General features: G+C 68.4%; 10 protein-coding genes and 1 pseudogene. 9 read left to right on the top strand and 2 right to left on the bottom strand.

Features of this window, described 5'->3' with window-relative positions; all coding sequences use genetic code 11:
• Positions 1–84 precede the first annotated feature (84 nt).
• From EL340_RS01170 to ilvC, 3 genes are read left to right on the top strand one after another with little or no spacing between them, the layout of a single operon-like run.
• On the top strand, positions 85–1,869 hold the full coding sequence (locus tag EL340_RS01170; RefSeq protein ID WP_126413068.1) for an acetolactate synthase large subunit: 1,785 nt from the start codon (positions 85–87) through the stop codon (positions 1,867–1,869).
• A 5-nt stretch (positions 1,870–1,874) separates the two neighbouring features.
• On the top strand, positions 1,875–2,387 hold the full coding sequence (gene ilvN, locus EL340_RS01175) for an acetolactate synthase small subunit (protein ID WP_126413069.1): 513 nt from the start codon (positions 1,875–1,877) through the stop codon (positions 2,385–2,387).
• A gap of 9 nt (positions 2,388–2,396) precedes the next feature.
• Complete coding sequence (gene ilvC / locus EL340_RS01180; protein WP_126413070.1) at positions 2,397–3,428, top strand: ketol-acid reductoisomerase; 1,032 nt, start codon at positions 2,397–2,399, stop codon at positions 3,426–3,428.
• A gap of 92 nt (positions 3,429–3,520) precedes the next feature.
• Here ilvC and EL340_RS01185 read toward each other — a convergent pair whose 3' ends face one another.
• Positions 3,521–4,771, bottom strand: a complete 1,251-nt coding sequence (locus EL340_RS01185; RefSeq protein WP_126413071.1) for an MFS transporter — start codon at positions 4,769–4,771, stop codon at positions 3,521–3,523.
• Entirely contained in the window at positions 4,768–5,388 is a 621-nt protein-coding gene (locus EL340_RS01190) for a TetR/AcrR family transcriptional regulator (RefSeq protein WP_126413072.1), read from the bottom strand. The genes EL340_RS01185 and EL340_RS01190 overlap by 4 nt, the downstream gene beginning before the upstream one ends.
• 120 nt (positions 5,389–5,508) lie before the next feature.
• Here EL340_RS01190 and EL340_RS01195 point away from each other — a divergent pair, with 120 nt between their 5' ends.
• From EL340_RS01195 to EL340_RS01220, 6 genes and pseudogenes are all read left to right on the top strand, one after another.
• Positions 5,509–6,576: a 3-isopropylmalate dehydrogenase gene (locus EL340_RS01195; protein ID WP_126413073.1), complete on the top strand. Its 1,068-nt coding sequence runs from the start codon at positions 5,509–5,511 to the stop codon at positions 6,574–6,576.
• 93 nt (positions 6,577–6,669) lie between these two features.
• Positions 6,670–7,845, top strand: a complete 1,176-nt coding sequence (locus EL340_RS01200) for a branched-chain amino acid aminotransferase (RefSeq protein WP_126413074.1) — start codon at positions 6,670–6,672, stop codon at positions 7,843–7,845.
• 178 nt (positions 7,846–8,023) lie between these two features.
• Entirely contained in the window at positions 8,024–9,187 is a 1,164-nt protein-coding gene (locus EL340_RS01205; RefSeq protein WP_126413075.1) for an LCP family protein, read from the top strand.
• A gap of 75 nt (positions 9,188–9,262) precedes the next feature.
• Positions 9,263–10,545 (top strand): annotated as a pseudogene (gene wecC, locus EL340_RS01210) (UDP-N-acetyl-D-mannosamine dehydrogenase).
• A gap of 206 nt (positions 10,546–10,751) precedes the next feature.
• Positions 10,752–12,308, top strand: a complete 1,557-nt coding sequence (locus EL340_RS01215; RefSeq protein ID WP_126413076.1) for an IS1634 family transposase — start codon at positions 10,752–10,754, stop codon at positions 12,306–12,308.
• Positions 12,309–12,344: 36 nt separating this feature from the next.
• Entirely contained in the window at positions 12,345–15,467 is a 3,123-nt protein-coding gene (locus EL340_RS01220; RefSeq protein WP_269471641.1) for a bifunctional glycosyltransferase/CDP-glycerol:glycerophosphate glycerophosphotransferase, read from the top strand.
• Positions 15,468–15,501: the final 34 nt, after the last annotated feature.

The raw sequence follows: 15,501 nt of genomic DNA on the forward strand, positions 1-15,501 counted from the left end.
CAATATGACTCTCTGCGGCCACTGATCTAACGTTCATTACCCGGCAGGTCGCCGGACGCTCAGCACGGACAAGGAGAGCGAGCGATGACACGCGATGACGCTCCCGCACGTCAGGACCAACAGGTCATGACAGGCGCTCAGGCGCTGGTGCGCGCACTGGAGGAGCTTGGGGTCACAGACATCTTCGGGATGCCGGGTGGCGCCATCCTGCCCTTCTATGATCCGCTGCTTGCCTCGACGAAGATCCGCCACGTCCTGGTGCGTCATGAGCAGGGGGCGGGTCACGCCGCTGAGGGCTACGCCATGGTCACCGGTCGGCCCGGAGTCTGTGTGGCGACGTCCGGCCCCGGTGCCACCAACCTCATCACCGCCATCGGTGACGCGCACATGGACTCGGTGCCGGTGCTCGCCATCACTGGTCAGGTCTCCAGTCGTGGGATCGGGACGGATGCCTTCCAGGAGGCCGACATCGTCGGCGCCACGATGCCCTTTGTCAAGCACTCCTTCCTCATCACCCGCCCCGAGGACATCGTCCCGCGCGTGGCCGAGGCCTTCCACATCGCCTCCACCGGTCGTCCCGGTCCCGTTCTCATCGACATCTCCAAGGACGCCCAGGAGGGCTCCACGGAGTTCGTGTGGCCGCCGGTCCGAGACCTGCCCGGCTACCGTCTTGCCGGCAGGCCCAACCAGCGGCGCCTGGCTCAGGCCGCCGAGGTGATCGCCGCGGCCGACCGGCCCGTCCTCTATCTTGGCGGTGGGCTGAACCGTGCGCAGGTGCCCTCCGAGGATCTCTCCGAGCTCATCGAGCTGATCGGGGCTCCCTTCGTCACCACGCTGACCGCTCTGGACGTCATGCCCAGTGAGCACCCGCTCAACCTGCGAATGCCGGGAATGCACGGCACCGTCGCCGCCGTCGGAGCTCTTCAGCGCGCCGATGTCGTCGTCTGCCTGGGCGCCCGCTTCGACGACCGGGTCACCGGCAGGCCCGACACCTTCGCCACCAAGGCCTCGGTGATCCACGTCGACGTCGACCCGGCCGAGATCTCCAAGATCCGTACCGCCGACGTCCCGATCGTCGGCGACCTGGCCGACGTCGTCCCCGCCCTGAGCGCCGAGTTCCGCGACCACGTCGCCGCTGAGGGACGGGTGGACATCGCCCCGTGGCGCCGAGAGGTCGAGCGCATCCAGGCGACCTACCCGACGGACTGGACCGATACCGACGACGGGCTGCTGCAGCCCCAGGAGGTCATCACCCACCTCAACCGGGCCGCCTCCGAGGACACCATCTGGGTCACCGGAGTGGGACAGCACCAGATGTGGTCGGCGCACTACCTCACCTTCCGCCGCCCCCACACCTGGCTCACGTCCGCCGGCGCGGGCACCATGGGCTACGGCCTGCCTGCCGCCATGGGCGCCAAGGAGGCCTGTCCCGACCGTCCGGTGTGGCTCATCGACGGTGACGGGTGCTTCCAGATGACCAACCAGGAGCTGGCCACCTGCACCCTCAACAACATCCCGATCAAGGTCGCCGTCATCAACAACTCCTCGCTGGGCATGGTGCGTCAGTGGCAGACGCTGTTCTACGGGCAGCGCTACTCCAACACCGACCTGCACACCGGGGCCGGAACGGCGCGGGTCCCCGACTTCGTCAAGATGGCCGAGGCCTACGGGGCCGTGGGGCTGCGCTGCGAGCGCCTGGAGGACCTGGACGAGGTCATCGCCCAGGCCAACGCCATCAATGACCGCCCCGTCGTCGTCGACTTCATCGTCTCCGCGGACGCCCAGGTGTGGCCGATGGTCGCCGCCGGGGTTTCCAACGACGAGATCCAGCACGCCCGCGGCATGAGCCCGGTGTGGGAAGAGGAGTGAGCGCTGTGAGCCAGAAGCACACGCTGTCCGTCCTGGTGGAGAACAAGCCCGGTGTCCTGACCCGGGTGTCGGCGCTGTTCACGCGTCGAGGCTTCAACATCCACTCCTTGGCCGTGGGACCCACCGAGCACGAGGACATCTCGCGCATCACGGTGATTGCCGACGCCGAGGGGCTGGCCATGGAACAGGTCACCAAGCAGCTCAACAAGCTGGTCAACGTCCTTAAGATCGTTGAGCTGGATCCCGACACCTCGGTCGAGCGCGAGCTCTACCTCATCAAGGTCCACGCGGATGACGCCAACCGCACCGCGGTGCTCCAGGTCGTCGACCTGTTCCGCGCCCACGTCGTGGACGTCGCCCCCACGTCGGTGGTCATCGAGACCATCGGCTCAGAATCCAAGGTCAAGGCTCTGCTGACGGCTCTCCAGCCGTACGGCGTCAAAGAGATTGTCCAGTCCGGTGCCGTGGCGATCACGCGCGGCCCACGATCCATCACCGATCAACTCAAGGAGAAGTGAGAAGCAATCATGGCAGCTGAGAAGTTCTACGACGACGACGCCGACCTGTCCGTCATCCAGTCCAAGAAGGTCGCCGTCATCGGCTACGGTTCCCAGGGGCACGCTCACGCTCTGAACCTGCGCGACTCCGGCGTCGAGGTCGTTGTCGGCCTGCGCGAGGGATCGTCCTCGGTGGCCAAGGCCGAGGAGGCCGGTCTGCCCGTCAAGCCGATCGCCGAGGCGGTCGCCTGGGCGGACGTCATCACCGTCCTGGCCCCCGACCAGGTCCAGGCCGCCCTCTACCGCGAGGAGATCGAGCCGAACATCAAGGCCGGTTCCGCCCTGCTGTTCTCCCACGGTTTCAACATCCACTTCGGCTACATCAAGCCGGCTGCGGACATCGACGTCGTCATGGTGGCCCCCAAGGGCCCCGGCCACACCGTGCGCCGCGAGTTCGAGGCCGGCCGGGGGGTCCCCGTGCTCGTCTGCGTGGAGCAGGACGCCACCGGCACCGCCTGGGACCTCGTGCTGTCCTACGCCAAGGCCATTGGCGGCACGCGAGCCGGAGCCATCAAGACCACCTTCCGCGAGGAGACCGAGACCGACCTCTTCGGTGAGCAGTCCGTCCTGTGCGGCGGTGTCTCCAAGCTCATCCAGTACGGGTTCGAGACCCTGGTCGAGGCCGGCTACCAGCCCGAGATGGCCTACTTCGAGGTCTGCCACGAGATGAAGCTGATCGTCGACCTCATCAACGAGGGCGGCATCTCCAAGCAGCGCTGGTCCTGCTCCGACACCGCCGAGTACGGCGACTACGTCTCCGGCCCGCGCGTCATCACGCCTGACGTCAAGGAGCACATGAAGGAGGTCCTGGCCGACATTCAGGACGGGACCTTCGCCAAGCGCTTCATGGACGACCAGGCCGCCGGCGCCCCCGAGTTCAAGAAGCTCCGGGCTGAGGGCGAGGCCCACCCGATCGAGGCCACCGGCCGTGAGGTGCGCTCCATGTTCGCCTGGCGCGCCGATGTTGACAAGGACTACACCGAGGGCTCCGTGGCCCGCTGAGGTCCGCTGAGACTGCTCGAGGCGGTGCCTCCGACGGCTCAGGTCGTCGGAGGCACCGCCATCTGTCTCCGTTGTCCCGGTTGTCCCGCGGCTCAGGCGAGCCGGCGGCGCCGGAGACGAACGTTGAGGGCCACCAGGGCCATGACCAGCCCCATGAGCCCGACGAGCAGGGCGGCCCCGCGTCCCGGGCCGGTGCCGACAATGGTTCCGAGACCGGTTGACAGCGGCTGCCCCGGGGCCAGGAGGGGCTGGAGGACCCTGTCGACCAGCACCCCGGAGCACAGGTAGGCCAGCAGGTAGCCCATCTGGGTGACCAGGCTGATGGTGCCCCAGGTCCGTGCCTGCCGGGCGTTGTCGACCCGGGTGCGCACCAGGACCTCCGCCCCGGCCTGAGACAGAGGAAGGCTCGCGAAGGTGAGGAATCCGCAGGCGGCCACCCACCAGGCGCCCGGCCTCAGCGGCACCAGAACCATCGCGGCGCCGGTTCCTGCCAGGCCGACGGCGAGCAGCGTCGTCGGCTGAGCGCTCTTCCAGGCGGTCACCAGTCCCGCTCCCACGAGCATTCCGGTGGCGGAGACCGTCTCGATCACGCCCATCTCGGAGGTGCTCACGATCGGCAGGAGGATCGGCTTGATGAGGACCTGGATGACTCCGATGGCGAGGGTGGCCAGGGTCATGAGGGTCACGAGCGTGCGCAGGCCGCGGGAGGAGACGATGGTTCGCCACCCCGCCAGGACATCGTGGTCATCACCCTGCTGAACGGCGTCGCGCTGCGGCGCTTCCGCGGCCAGGGCACGGCGCACCGTGATGGTGCAGGCCACGGTGACGAGGCAGGTGCTGGCGTCGAGCAGGACGAGTCCCCGCACGCCGACGAGGGGCATGAGGAAGCCCGCGGCGGCGGGGGCCAGCAGGTACTTGGCCGCCGAGGCGAGCTGGAGAAGGCCGGAGGAGCGCACGTAGTCCTCCTCGGTCACCAGATCGGTGACGCTGGCCCGCAGGGCCGGCTCGGTGAGGGCCGCCAGGCAGGAGGACAGGACGGCTCCTGCGCAGACCCAGGCCAGGGAGGGGCGGGGCGAGGACAGGGCCAAGAGGATGATGCTCAGACCGAGCACCGAGCCGGCGTCGCCGATGATCATCATGAGGCGGCGGTCGTAGCGGTCCGCCAGAGCCCCGGCCAAGGGCGCCAGGAGGACGACGGGAGCGAAGGCGCTCATCTGAACGGCCGCCACCGAGGAAGCCGTTCCATAGGTGCGCAGCATGATGATGGCCAGTCCGAAGGCGGTCAGTCCCGTTCCCAGGGAGTTGATGAACGATCCCAGGACCAGCAGCCCGACGCGCTTCACGACTCTGCCTCTACCAGGAGGTTGAGACTCCCGGGCCGGGCGCCCAGAAGCACCTCGCTCGCCCACATGAGACTCTCGCGGCGGAGGGCGAGCTCGTCCGGGCCGGAGTTCATGATCTCATGGTCCAGAAGGATTCCGGAGGCGCTCAGGAGCAGCTCGATGGCGTCGTAGGGCCGCTCCGTGGTAAAGACCCCCTCACTCACTCCCTGGGCGACGACGTCGGCCAGGACCGGCGTCAGATGCTCGATCATCGCCGTGATGGACAGCAGGTGGAACTCCGCGTTGCCCGGCGCATGGAACTGCTCGACGAGCTCGGTCTCGGTGTCCTCGACCCGCATCGCCCCCAGGATCGCCACGAGCTTGTCCATCGCGGGAGCCGACGAGACGGCGATCTCGCGGGCCCGCTGCTCGACCTGGCCGACGATGCGCAGGACAAGAGCCTTGAGAATCTGCTCCTTGCTGGGGAAGTGGTAGTAGAGCGTCCCCTTGGCGATGCCCACGACCTTCAGGATGTCCTCCATGGTGGTGGGCTGGAAGCCCTTGGTGGTGAACAGGGTGTGCGCGGCGTCGAGGATCTCCTCACGACGTTGCGCAGCGGGACGATGGATGCGCGGCATGGCTCCTCCTTGGGGTGGCTGGAACAAGACTAACCGACCGTCGGTCGAAAGGCGAGTGTGCATGGCTCCCATCATGTGGAGCTCTCGTCTCATATCGTGACCGTGCTCTAAGGTGGCCTCATGACGCAGACCATCAAGCTGGCAGTAATCCCGGGCGACGGCATCGGCAAGGAGGTCGTTCCCGAGGGGCTCAAGGTTCTTGACCGGGCGCTGGAGGGGACCGGGGTCGAGATTCAACCGACCACCTTCGACCTGGGGGCCGAGCGCTGGCACCGGACCGGGCAGACCCTCACCGATGAGGACCTTGAGGCGATCAAGGGTCATGACGCCATCCTGCTGGGCGCCGTCGGCGATCCGTCCGTCCCCTCCGGCGTCCTCGAGCGCGGCCTGCTTCTGCGCCTGCGCTTCGCCCTGGACCATTACGTCAACCTGCGTCCCTCGATCTACTTCCCGGGAGTACCGACGCCGCTGGCCGATCCCGGCGACATCGACTTCCTCGTCGTGCGAGAGGGAACCGAAGGCCTGTACTGCGGCAACGGGGGAGTGGTGCGCCAGGGCACGGAGCACGAGATCGCCACCGAGGTCAGTGTCAACACCGCCTACGGGGTGGAGCGCCTGGTCCGTTACGCCTTCGCCAAGGCGCAGGCCAGGGCGGCCAAGCACCTCACGCTCGTCCACAAGCACAACGTGCTCGTTCACGCCGGTGGCTTGTGGCGCCGCATCGTCGAGGCCGTCGGCGCCGAGTACCCCGAGGTCGCCGTCGACTACTGCCACGTGGACGCCGCCACCATCTACATGGTGACCGACCCCGGCCGCTTCGACGTCATCGTCACCGACAACCTCTTCGGGGACATCCTCACCGACGAGGCCGGTGCGGTCACCGGCGGCATCGGGCTGTCGGCATCGGGCAACATCAACCCGGAGCGAGCCTTCCCCTCCATGTTCGAGCCCGTGCACGGCTCGGCCCCGGACATCGCTGGACAGGGCAAGGCCGACCCGACCGCCACGATCAGCGCCGTGGGTCTCATGCTCGACCACCTGGGGCTGCCCGAGGCGGCTGCCCGGGTCGAGGCCGGGGTCAAGGCCGACATGGCTGCCCGTGGTGATGGTGCCGAGCGCACGACCAGCCAGGTCGGTGACGCCATTGCCGCTGCCGTGGCGCAGGGGGCGGATACGCCATCGCACTGATGCGCGTGGCCGAGGCCTGGTGGCCGGTCCGTCTGCGAGCCAGGATGTGGGAAGGCTGTGTCCGGGTCGTGGCCTCGGCGGTAGGGTGGGCCTATGTCCGAGACAGACGCCACCTCAACCGACTTCGCATCCACCTCCTTGGCCCGCGCCGCGGAGGTTCCCGTTCCCGAGGCCGACGCGATCGCCGGTCGCTTCCCTCTGACCGCCAACCCGTCGCCCGTCGCGGAGGATGAGCGCAGGGCGATTCTGGCGGGTCTCCACTTCGGCGACTACTTCACCGATCACATGGCCCACGCGCGTTGGACCCAGGACAGGGGGTGGGGTGACTACGGCGTCGTTCCCTACGGCGACCTCAGTCTGTCCCCGGCCACCGCCGTCCTCCACTACGGCCAGGAGATCTTCGAGGGGATCAAGGCCTACCGGCACGACGACGGCTCGGTGTGGACCTTCCGCCCTCGCTACAACGCGGCTCGGCTCAACGCCTCCGCCCGGCGTCTGGCCCTGCCCGAGCTGGCGGAGGAGGACTTCGTGGCGTCCCTGGTGGACCTGGTGCGCGCCGACGTCGCCTGGGTGCCCTCGGGCGAGGGCGAGTCGCTCTACCTGCGTCCCTTCGCCTTCGCCTCCGAGGCCTTCCTTGGCGTGCGTCCCTCCAAGGTGGTCGACTACTACGTCATCGCCTCCCCCTCCGGCCCCTACTTCACCAACGGCCTCGAGCCCATCTCCATCTGGGTGACCACCGAGTACCACCGTGCCGGGCGCGGCGGAACGGGCGCGGCCAAGACCGGGGGCAACTACGCCTCCTCCCTGCTTCCCCAGCAGGAGGCCTACGCGCAGGGCTGTGACCAGGTCTGCTTCCTTGACGACGTCTCGCAGAAGAACCTCGAGGAGCTCGGCGGCATGAACATCATGGTCGTCGACGCCGACGGCTCTGTGCGCACTCCCCGCCTGACCGGGACGATCCTCGAGGGCTCCACCCGCAGCGCCATCATCCGCATGCTGCGCGACTCCGGCCGCAGCGTCGTCGAGGACACCATCAGTCTGGAGGGGCTCCTCGCGGACATCGAGTCGGGCCGTGTCTCTGAGGTCTTCGCCTGCGGCACCGCCGCTGTCGTCGTGCCCCTCGGGCACCTCAAGGGGGAGGGCTTCGACGCCCGCATCGAGGGCAGCGAGGTCACCCGGCAGATCCATGACCGGCTCACCTCCATCCAGTCCGGTCGCGCCGAGGACCCCTACGGGTGGATGTACCGGCTTGCGCCTCCCCGCTCGTGAAGTAATCGGACAACATTCTTCTGATCGAACGGAAAGATACTCTGAGTACTGTTCTCAACGGTGACAGGGAGATGACGTCAGTCTCAATTGCATCTCATTTCATGAAGTTTTCCCCGAAATCCTTAGGAGATAGAGGATCCGGGAAAAGCGCTTTGAAAATATGTGATGCCGTTACCTCATGATGCAGCCCCACCTGCCAGATTCTGGAAGCGCCCCGGCCGAGAAGGGGGACGCTGACACCGTCCCGAGTTCTCACAGCGCCGACGGCGATACCGAGGCCTCATCCAGCGCCGAGGCGGCGCCGACGGGTACTCCCCGCAGGCGCCCCGGCCGAGGCTGGAGGATCGCCCTTCTCAGCGTCCTGGCGATCTTCCTGGTCCTCACCCTGGCCACCGGAGGCGTTGCCCTGTGGGTGCGTCACTCCATTGCCTCGGGCATCGAGACCATCGCCAATCCCTTCGCAGGTATCGCCACGAGAGCGCCACAGCAGTCGGTGCCGGCCGGCCAGGAACCCGCCACCAACATCCTGGTCCTGGGGACCGACTCCCGTACCAGCGCCTCCGACCCCTCCCAGTGGGAGGAGGGCGCGCAGCGTACGGACGCGATCATGATCCTGCAGGTCAGCGGTGACCGGAAGACAGTCTCGGTCATGTCGATCCCCCGCGACTCCTGGGTGGACATTCCCGGCCACGGCCAGGGCAAGATCAACGCCGCCTACTCCTACGGCGGCCCCTCGCTGACGATCCACACTGTGGAGAACCTCACCGGTATTCACATCGATCACTTCGCGGTGGCGAACTTCGAGTCCTTCGTCGCCCTGACCGACGACATCGGCGGGGTACGGATCAACCTCAAGACGCCTCAGACGATCGCCGGTCAGGAGTTCGGAGCCGGGCCGCAGACTCTCAACGGCACTCAGGCCCTGGCCTACACCCGCGAGCGCTCCTCCCTCCCAGGCGGTGACTTCGACCGTGTCAAGCGTCAGCAGACCTGGATGCGTTCCATCGTGAGCAGGGTCCTGTCCAACGGCACCCTGTCGAGCCCCACGCAGCTCTACTCCTTCCTCAAGACCGCCACCCGGACGGTCGCCGTGGACGAGTCCTTCACCATCAACCAGATGCAGTCCCTGGCCCTGGGGACGCGGAACCTGCACAGCAACGACATCAAGTTCATGACCGCGCCGACCGCCGGCACGGGAACCTCCGCGGACGGTCAGTCCATCGTCCTGCTCGACGCCGATGCCGACGCGCCGCTGTTCAAGGCCTTTGCCGAGGACCGGGTGGGTGCCTACCTCGCCGAGCACCCCGATGCCGTCGAGCTGCTTCCCGCCACGGTGAACTGACGGCAGAAGGCCGGGCGGACCGGGGACTCGTCCCCCGGGGCGCGCGCAGATGCACGGAAGACTCACGGAAGACTCATGACTGACGCTGCTGGAGTAGTCGACGTCGCCGTTATCGGACTGGGGTACATCGGTCTGCCGACGGCGGCCGTCCTGGCCCGTGCCGGGCTCGACGTCGTCGGAGTGGACCGTGCCCGGGAACGTGTCGAGGCCGTCAACCGCGGGGAGCTCCTCTTCCTCGAGGACGGGCTCGCCGCCGTCCTGGCCGAGCAGGTTGAGGCCGGCCGACTGCGTGCCCAGACGATGATGTCGTCGGCGCGGAACTACGTCATCGCGGTACCGACGCCGTCGGCGCGGGAGGACCACTCGGCCGATCTCTCCCTGGTCGAGGCCGCCATCGGACAGATCGCCCCTCGCCTCACCGGGGGAGAGCTCATCGTCCTGGAGTCGACCTGCCCGCCGGGCACCACTCGTGACCTGGCTGAGGCGATCATCTCGATGCGTCCGGACCTCTCCCTGGACGGCAGTGGCGGACGCGCCCGGGTGCACGTCGCCCACTGCCCCGAACGAGTGCTGCCGGGCCGCATCATGGCCGAGATGGTGACCAACTCCCGGGTCATCGGCGGCCTGACCCCCGAGGCCGCGAGACTGGCCCGGGACCTGTACGCCACCTTCTGCCGGGGCGACCTGCTCCTCACCGACGTCATCACCGCCGAGATGGCCAAGCTGGCGGAGAACTCCTTCCGCGACCTCAACATCGCCTTCGCCAATGAGCTGGCCCTCATCTGCGACAGGGTCGGTGTCGATGTCTGGGAGCTCATCGACCTGGCCAACCGCCATCCGCGCGTCAGCATCCTGAGGCCCGGTCCCGGGGTGGGCGGCCACTGCATCGCCGTGGATCCCTGGTTCCTGGTCTCCTCAGCGCCCGAGGAGGCCCGGCTCATCCGTACCGCCAGGCAGGTCAACGACTCCCGACCCGCCTACTACGTCGAGCGCATCCACCGGGCGCTGGAGGGGCTGGTAGCGCCGACGGTGGCGGTGCTCGGCCTGACCTTCAAGGCCGACGTCGACGACCTGCGCCAGTCCCCGGCCCTGGCGATCACCGAGCAGGTGGCCGCTCATTCACCCATGCCCGGGTCCTGGTCGCTGAGCCGCACGCCACCACGCTCCCATCATCTCTGGCGCAGCGCGCCAACGTACGGCTGACCGGATGCCGGCAGGCCGTTGAGCAGGCCGACGTCGTCGTGGTCCTCGTCAGTCACCGGGAGTTCGCCGATCTCGACCCGGGGCTGCTTCAGGGGAGGGTCGTCATCGACGCCACGGGGCTCTGGGGCCACCAGGATCGTCACCTGACGGGGTAGGCCGGCGGTGAGTGCGCGACGTGTTATCGGTGCGGCCCTGCGCGCGGTGCACCGGCCCCGGGTCAGTGCCATCGTCAGGGCGGCAGGAGCTGGTCCCCACCTGGAACCTGACTTGGCTCATTGCGGGGTGGTTGGGTCGCTGGGGGTGTGGTTGTGGTTGGGATTGTGCGGGTTGCGTGGGTGGGGGTGCGCACTAACGTGGGGGTATGAGTCCGTACGTTCGCGCGGTCAGGACGGCGTCGGGGGCCCGTGCGGTGCAGATCGTGTACTCCTCCCGCAAAGGAGCCCGCAGCATCGAGCACATCGGCTCAGCCCATGACGATGCTGAGCTGGCGGCGCTTAAGGAGGTCGCCAGGCAGCGTCTCAACGCTGGCCAGCTCGGCCTTGACCTGCCGGGCCTGAACGGTGCGGACGTCGGGGGAAAGGGACCGCAGGCGCTGGCTGGGGCCGGGCGCGTAGCGCCGATCACCTCCAACCGGATGGGAGTGCTCCTGGAGACGCTGGAAGCGGCTTGGAAGGCAGTGGGCCTGGACGGGCTCGGTGGTGCTGACGAGGTCTTCCGCCAGCTCGTTACCGCCAGGCTGATCGAGCCGACCAGCAAGCAGGGCTCCCTGCGGGTCCTGGCCGAGGCAGGTCTGACGCCGGTGTCCTACGCCACGGTCAAGCGTCATCTGCCCCGCTACGCCGCTGAGGAGTTCACCCGGGGCCTGTCGCGCCTGCTGGCCGGACGCGCCCGCATCGACCGGGCCTCGCTGGTCCTGTTCGACGTGACGACCCTGTACTTCGAGACCGACAAGGCCGACGGTTTCCGCGAGCCGGGCTTCTCGAAGGAAAGACGCCTGGAGCCGCAGATCACGGTAGGGCTGCTCACCGACGAGACCGGGTTCCCTCTACGGGCCGAGGCCTTTGAGGGCAACAAGGCCGAGACCGCCACCATGATCCCGACGATCAACGACTTCATGAACGCCTACAACCTCGACGACGTGGTGGTCGTCGCCGACGCCGGGATGATCGGCGCCGCCAACAAGCAGGCCCTGGAGGCAGCCGGCCTGTCTTACGTGCTGGGCTCACGCACCTCACGCGTCCCCCACGTGATCAGCTCCTGGCACGACAGCCACCCCGACCAGGACGTCCCCGACGGGCTGACCCTGACCCAGCCCTGGCCCGCCGGAGCCAGCGACCAGCGCCGTGACGAGACCATCTGCTACCGCTACAGCGCCGACAGGGCCCGACGCACGCTACACGGGATCGACACCCAGGTCGCCAAGGCCGAGAAAGCCGTCGCAGGAAAGATCCCCGTCAAACGCAACCGCTTCGTGCACCTGTCCGGCGCCACCAGGAGCATCAACCGCGACCTGGAGACACGGGCCCGGACCCTGGCCGGGTGGAAGGGATACGTCACCAACCTGCCCAACCCCGACCCCGAGACGGTCATCGGTGCCTACCACCGCCTGTACAACATCGAGAAGTCCTTCCGCATGTCCAAGTCCGACCTGAGAGCACGCCCCATCTACCACCACCTGCGCCAGTCCATCGAGGCCCACCTGACCATCGTCACCGCCGCCCTGGCCATGGCCCGATGGCTGGAGAACACCACCGGCTGGTCCATCAGACGCCTGATCACCACCAGACGCCTGATCACCACCGCCCGCCGCTACCGCACCATCACCATCAACATCACCGGACACACCCTCACAGCCGCCGCCCCACTCCCACCCGACCTCATCCAAGCCCTCAACAACATCCACCACGACACTAAATGAGCCAACTCAGGTGTTATCGGTGCGGCCCTGCGCGCGGTGCACCGGCCCCGGGTCAGTGCCATCGTCAGGGCGGCAGGAGCTGGTCCCCACCTGGAAGGGGCGATCCGCTCAGTGCTCAACCAGAGCGTCAAGGACCTGGAGGTTCTGGTCGTCGTCGAGCGGGAGAGCGCTGGTGAGCAGGTCGCGGTTCGCCTGGCCGCCAGGGACCGGCGCGTTCGGGTCCTGCGCTGCGACCCGGACCAAGACCCGGGCAGCGACCTGGATGCCGCCCTGAGACGGGCCCGAGGACGCCTGGCCACGATCATCGACGGTGGAGACGCCCTTCTGGCCGGTGCCTACCAGTCGATGACGCGGTCCCTGGACCTCTCGGGCTCCGACGTCGTCGTCGCCCGCTCGCGCCCGTTGACCTCTCCAGCCGCCTCGAGGATACGGGCCGCTGCCCCGAAGGCACCGCGCAGGGGCCAACGACTTGCCCAGGTGCCTGAGGTGGTTGAGGACCTGGTGTCCGGCGCGGTGATGGCTCCGCCACGGCTGTGGGCGCTGTCGAAGGCGGGCGGTGCAACCGGCTCCGTCCGGGCGTCCCTGGCTGTGAGAGCTCTTGCGGTGCTTGTGTCCGGGAGGCGTATCGACCTGCTGGACCAGGAGGTCTACACCTGGCGTGCCGGGTCGGCGGCTGTCGGGGCGAGCCTGGAGGCCGCCCCCGAGGCTCTCCTGGAGGAGGTGGGCGCCCTGGCGCAGATGACCGTTCGCGCGCCGGCGGCCGTGCACCGGAGCCTGGTCGTCGGACGACTGGGCCGGGACCTCGTGCGCCTGGCTGCGCGCTCGCGGCAGGAGCACCCTGACTTCGGCGGCAGGCTCCGGAGCGCCGCGCGGACCGTGCTCCCAGCCGCTGAGGACCCCCTCTGGGAGTCGATCGAGCTGCTCGATCGCGTGGCGCTGTGGCTCCTCACCCGAGACGAGCCGGCCAGGGCCGAGGAGCTTGAGGAGCTGCTCGGCCGGAGAGCTGAGGACCTCGTCTCTGTTCCCCTGACCCTTGAGAAGGGTGCGCTGCTCCCCGACCCGTGCCTTGTGAGGCAGATCAAGGTGCCCGGCCGACTCACCGAGATCCGGGACGTCGACCTCAGGCTGAACGTCAGCACCGACACGGCCCGCTGGGTCGGCCCCAGGACCCTGGAGGTGAACGGCTGCGCCTGGGTGCCGGGGGTTGATCCGAGCCTGACCGACCTTCCGGTCATTGAAGCCGTCGACGAGGCCGGAAGGGGTCTGGCGCGCACCGAGGTGGAGCGCTGCGAGGCGCCCCGGGCCGACCTGGAGGCCGGGGACCCGTGGCGCTCCTACCTCGCATCGGGGATCACGGTGCGGTTGACGGTCCGGCCCGACCGCACTACCTGGTTCCGAGTGGTGACCCGCGTGGCGGGACGAACGGTCTCAGCATGGATGCCGCAACCGGCCGGCTCGAGCAGGCGACGCCCGGGGCCGCCGGAGTCCGGGCGGTGCCTGGTCGCCTCCGGTGAGCGCGGGCTGCTTGAGGTCTCCCCAGCGGAAACCGGGAACCGGGGGAGCGCGGTGCCACCGCAGGAGCAGGTCGCCGTCGTTGTCACCGGAGCCCTTCTGTCCGCCGACGCAACGCTTGTGCTGACCGGAACGGTGGCGGGAGCTCCAGAGGACCTGGACATCGTCCTGGCCTGCAGCAGCGCCCGCAGGACGACGCCCGCCGCCCTGGCACCGGGGAACAGGTGGTCGGTCAGGCTCGACCTGGCCGATCCCGACGTCGAGCTGGGTACCTACGCACTGCTCTGGCGGACCGGGACCGGGGGAGCACTGCACCGCCCCCTTGAGGGCACCTGCCTGGCAGGGCATGAGGTGGACGGCCCTGCCACTGAGGTGCCCGTCGCCCCGGAACCTGCCGGCAGCCGGGTGGTGCCGGGTCGCGGTGTCGTCGGGGGCGTCACCGGTCGCCCCGCGCGCCGCGCCCGGATCATCACCCGTCGAGACGGGTCCGTGGCCCTCGCCGTCATTCCCCCGCTGACGCTGCAGGAACGTTCGACGAGAGGCCGCTGGGTCCTGGTTGAGCGTGAGGCACCGGATTTAAGACCGGGAGTTTTCCTGGAGTCCTTCGGTGGACGTCGTGGGGGAGACAACCCGGCCGCGATCTGCGAGGACCTGGCCGCTCACGGCGTGACCGTGCCGCTGTGGTGGTCGGTGGTCGATGGGACGGTCCCGGTTCCGGCGGGGGCGGTTCCCGTCGTCGTCGGATCACCGGAGTGGACGGAGGCGCTGCGCGGCTCACGCGTCATCGTCACCAACGACCACCTCCCGCAGTGGTTCTCGAAGCGCGAGGGGCAGCGCCTGCTCCAGACGTGGCACGGCACCCCGGTCAAGAGACTGCTGCACGACGCCGCCCCGGGAGCCGTCAGTCTGCGGTACCGCCGGCTCATGAGCCGCCAGGTCCCCCAGTGGGACCTGCTGCTCGCCCAGAACCAGGAAGCCGGCCAACGCCTGAAGCGGGCGCTGGGATACTCCGGAGAGGTCCGGGTGGGGGAGTACCCCCGAAACGTGAGGATGCTCGGGGGTGCGGACCTGAGAAGGCGGGTGCGTCGCGAGCTCGGTATCGGTGAGGAGCGGCGGACCGTCCTCTGGGCCCCGACCTGGCGCGAGGACCTGCGTCACGCGGACGTGAGGGGCGGGCGCCATGGTCAGCTCAGCAGCATATGGGCGGACGCTCCGGCTCTGGCCGACCGTCTTGACACGGTGATCCTCATGCGCAGCCACCACATGAACAGGACGAGACCCGGCAAGGGGATGATTGACGTCAGTCGGTACCCGAGCGTCGAGGAGCTCATGGTGGCGGCCGACGTCCTGGTCTCGGACTACTCGAGCATCTTCTTCGACTTCGCCCTGACCGGTAAGCCGGCCGTGATCTATGCGCCAGACCTGGAGCACTACCGCGACGTCGAAAGAGGCCTGTACGACGACTGGCCCCGGAGGTCAGGACGTCCCGTTGCCCTTGAGCAGGAACGGCTCGCCTCCCACCTGTCCCGGATCCTGGGCGGTGCCGACGCCGCTACGGCTCGCAAGGCGCCGCCCGAGGTGGATCCCTCACCGATCCTTGACAACCTGGCGTGGATTCGAGAGTGGATCACACGTTTCCTGGACTGATGGGCGACATTTCCTGGACGGAGGCGCGCCTCGA

Origin of the sequence: Actinomyces viscosus (genome assembly GCF_900637975.1) — a bacterium.
Lineage (GTDB): Bacteria > Actinomycetota > Actinomycetes > Actinomycetales > Actinomycetaceae > Actinomyces > Actinomyces viscosus.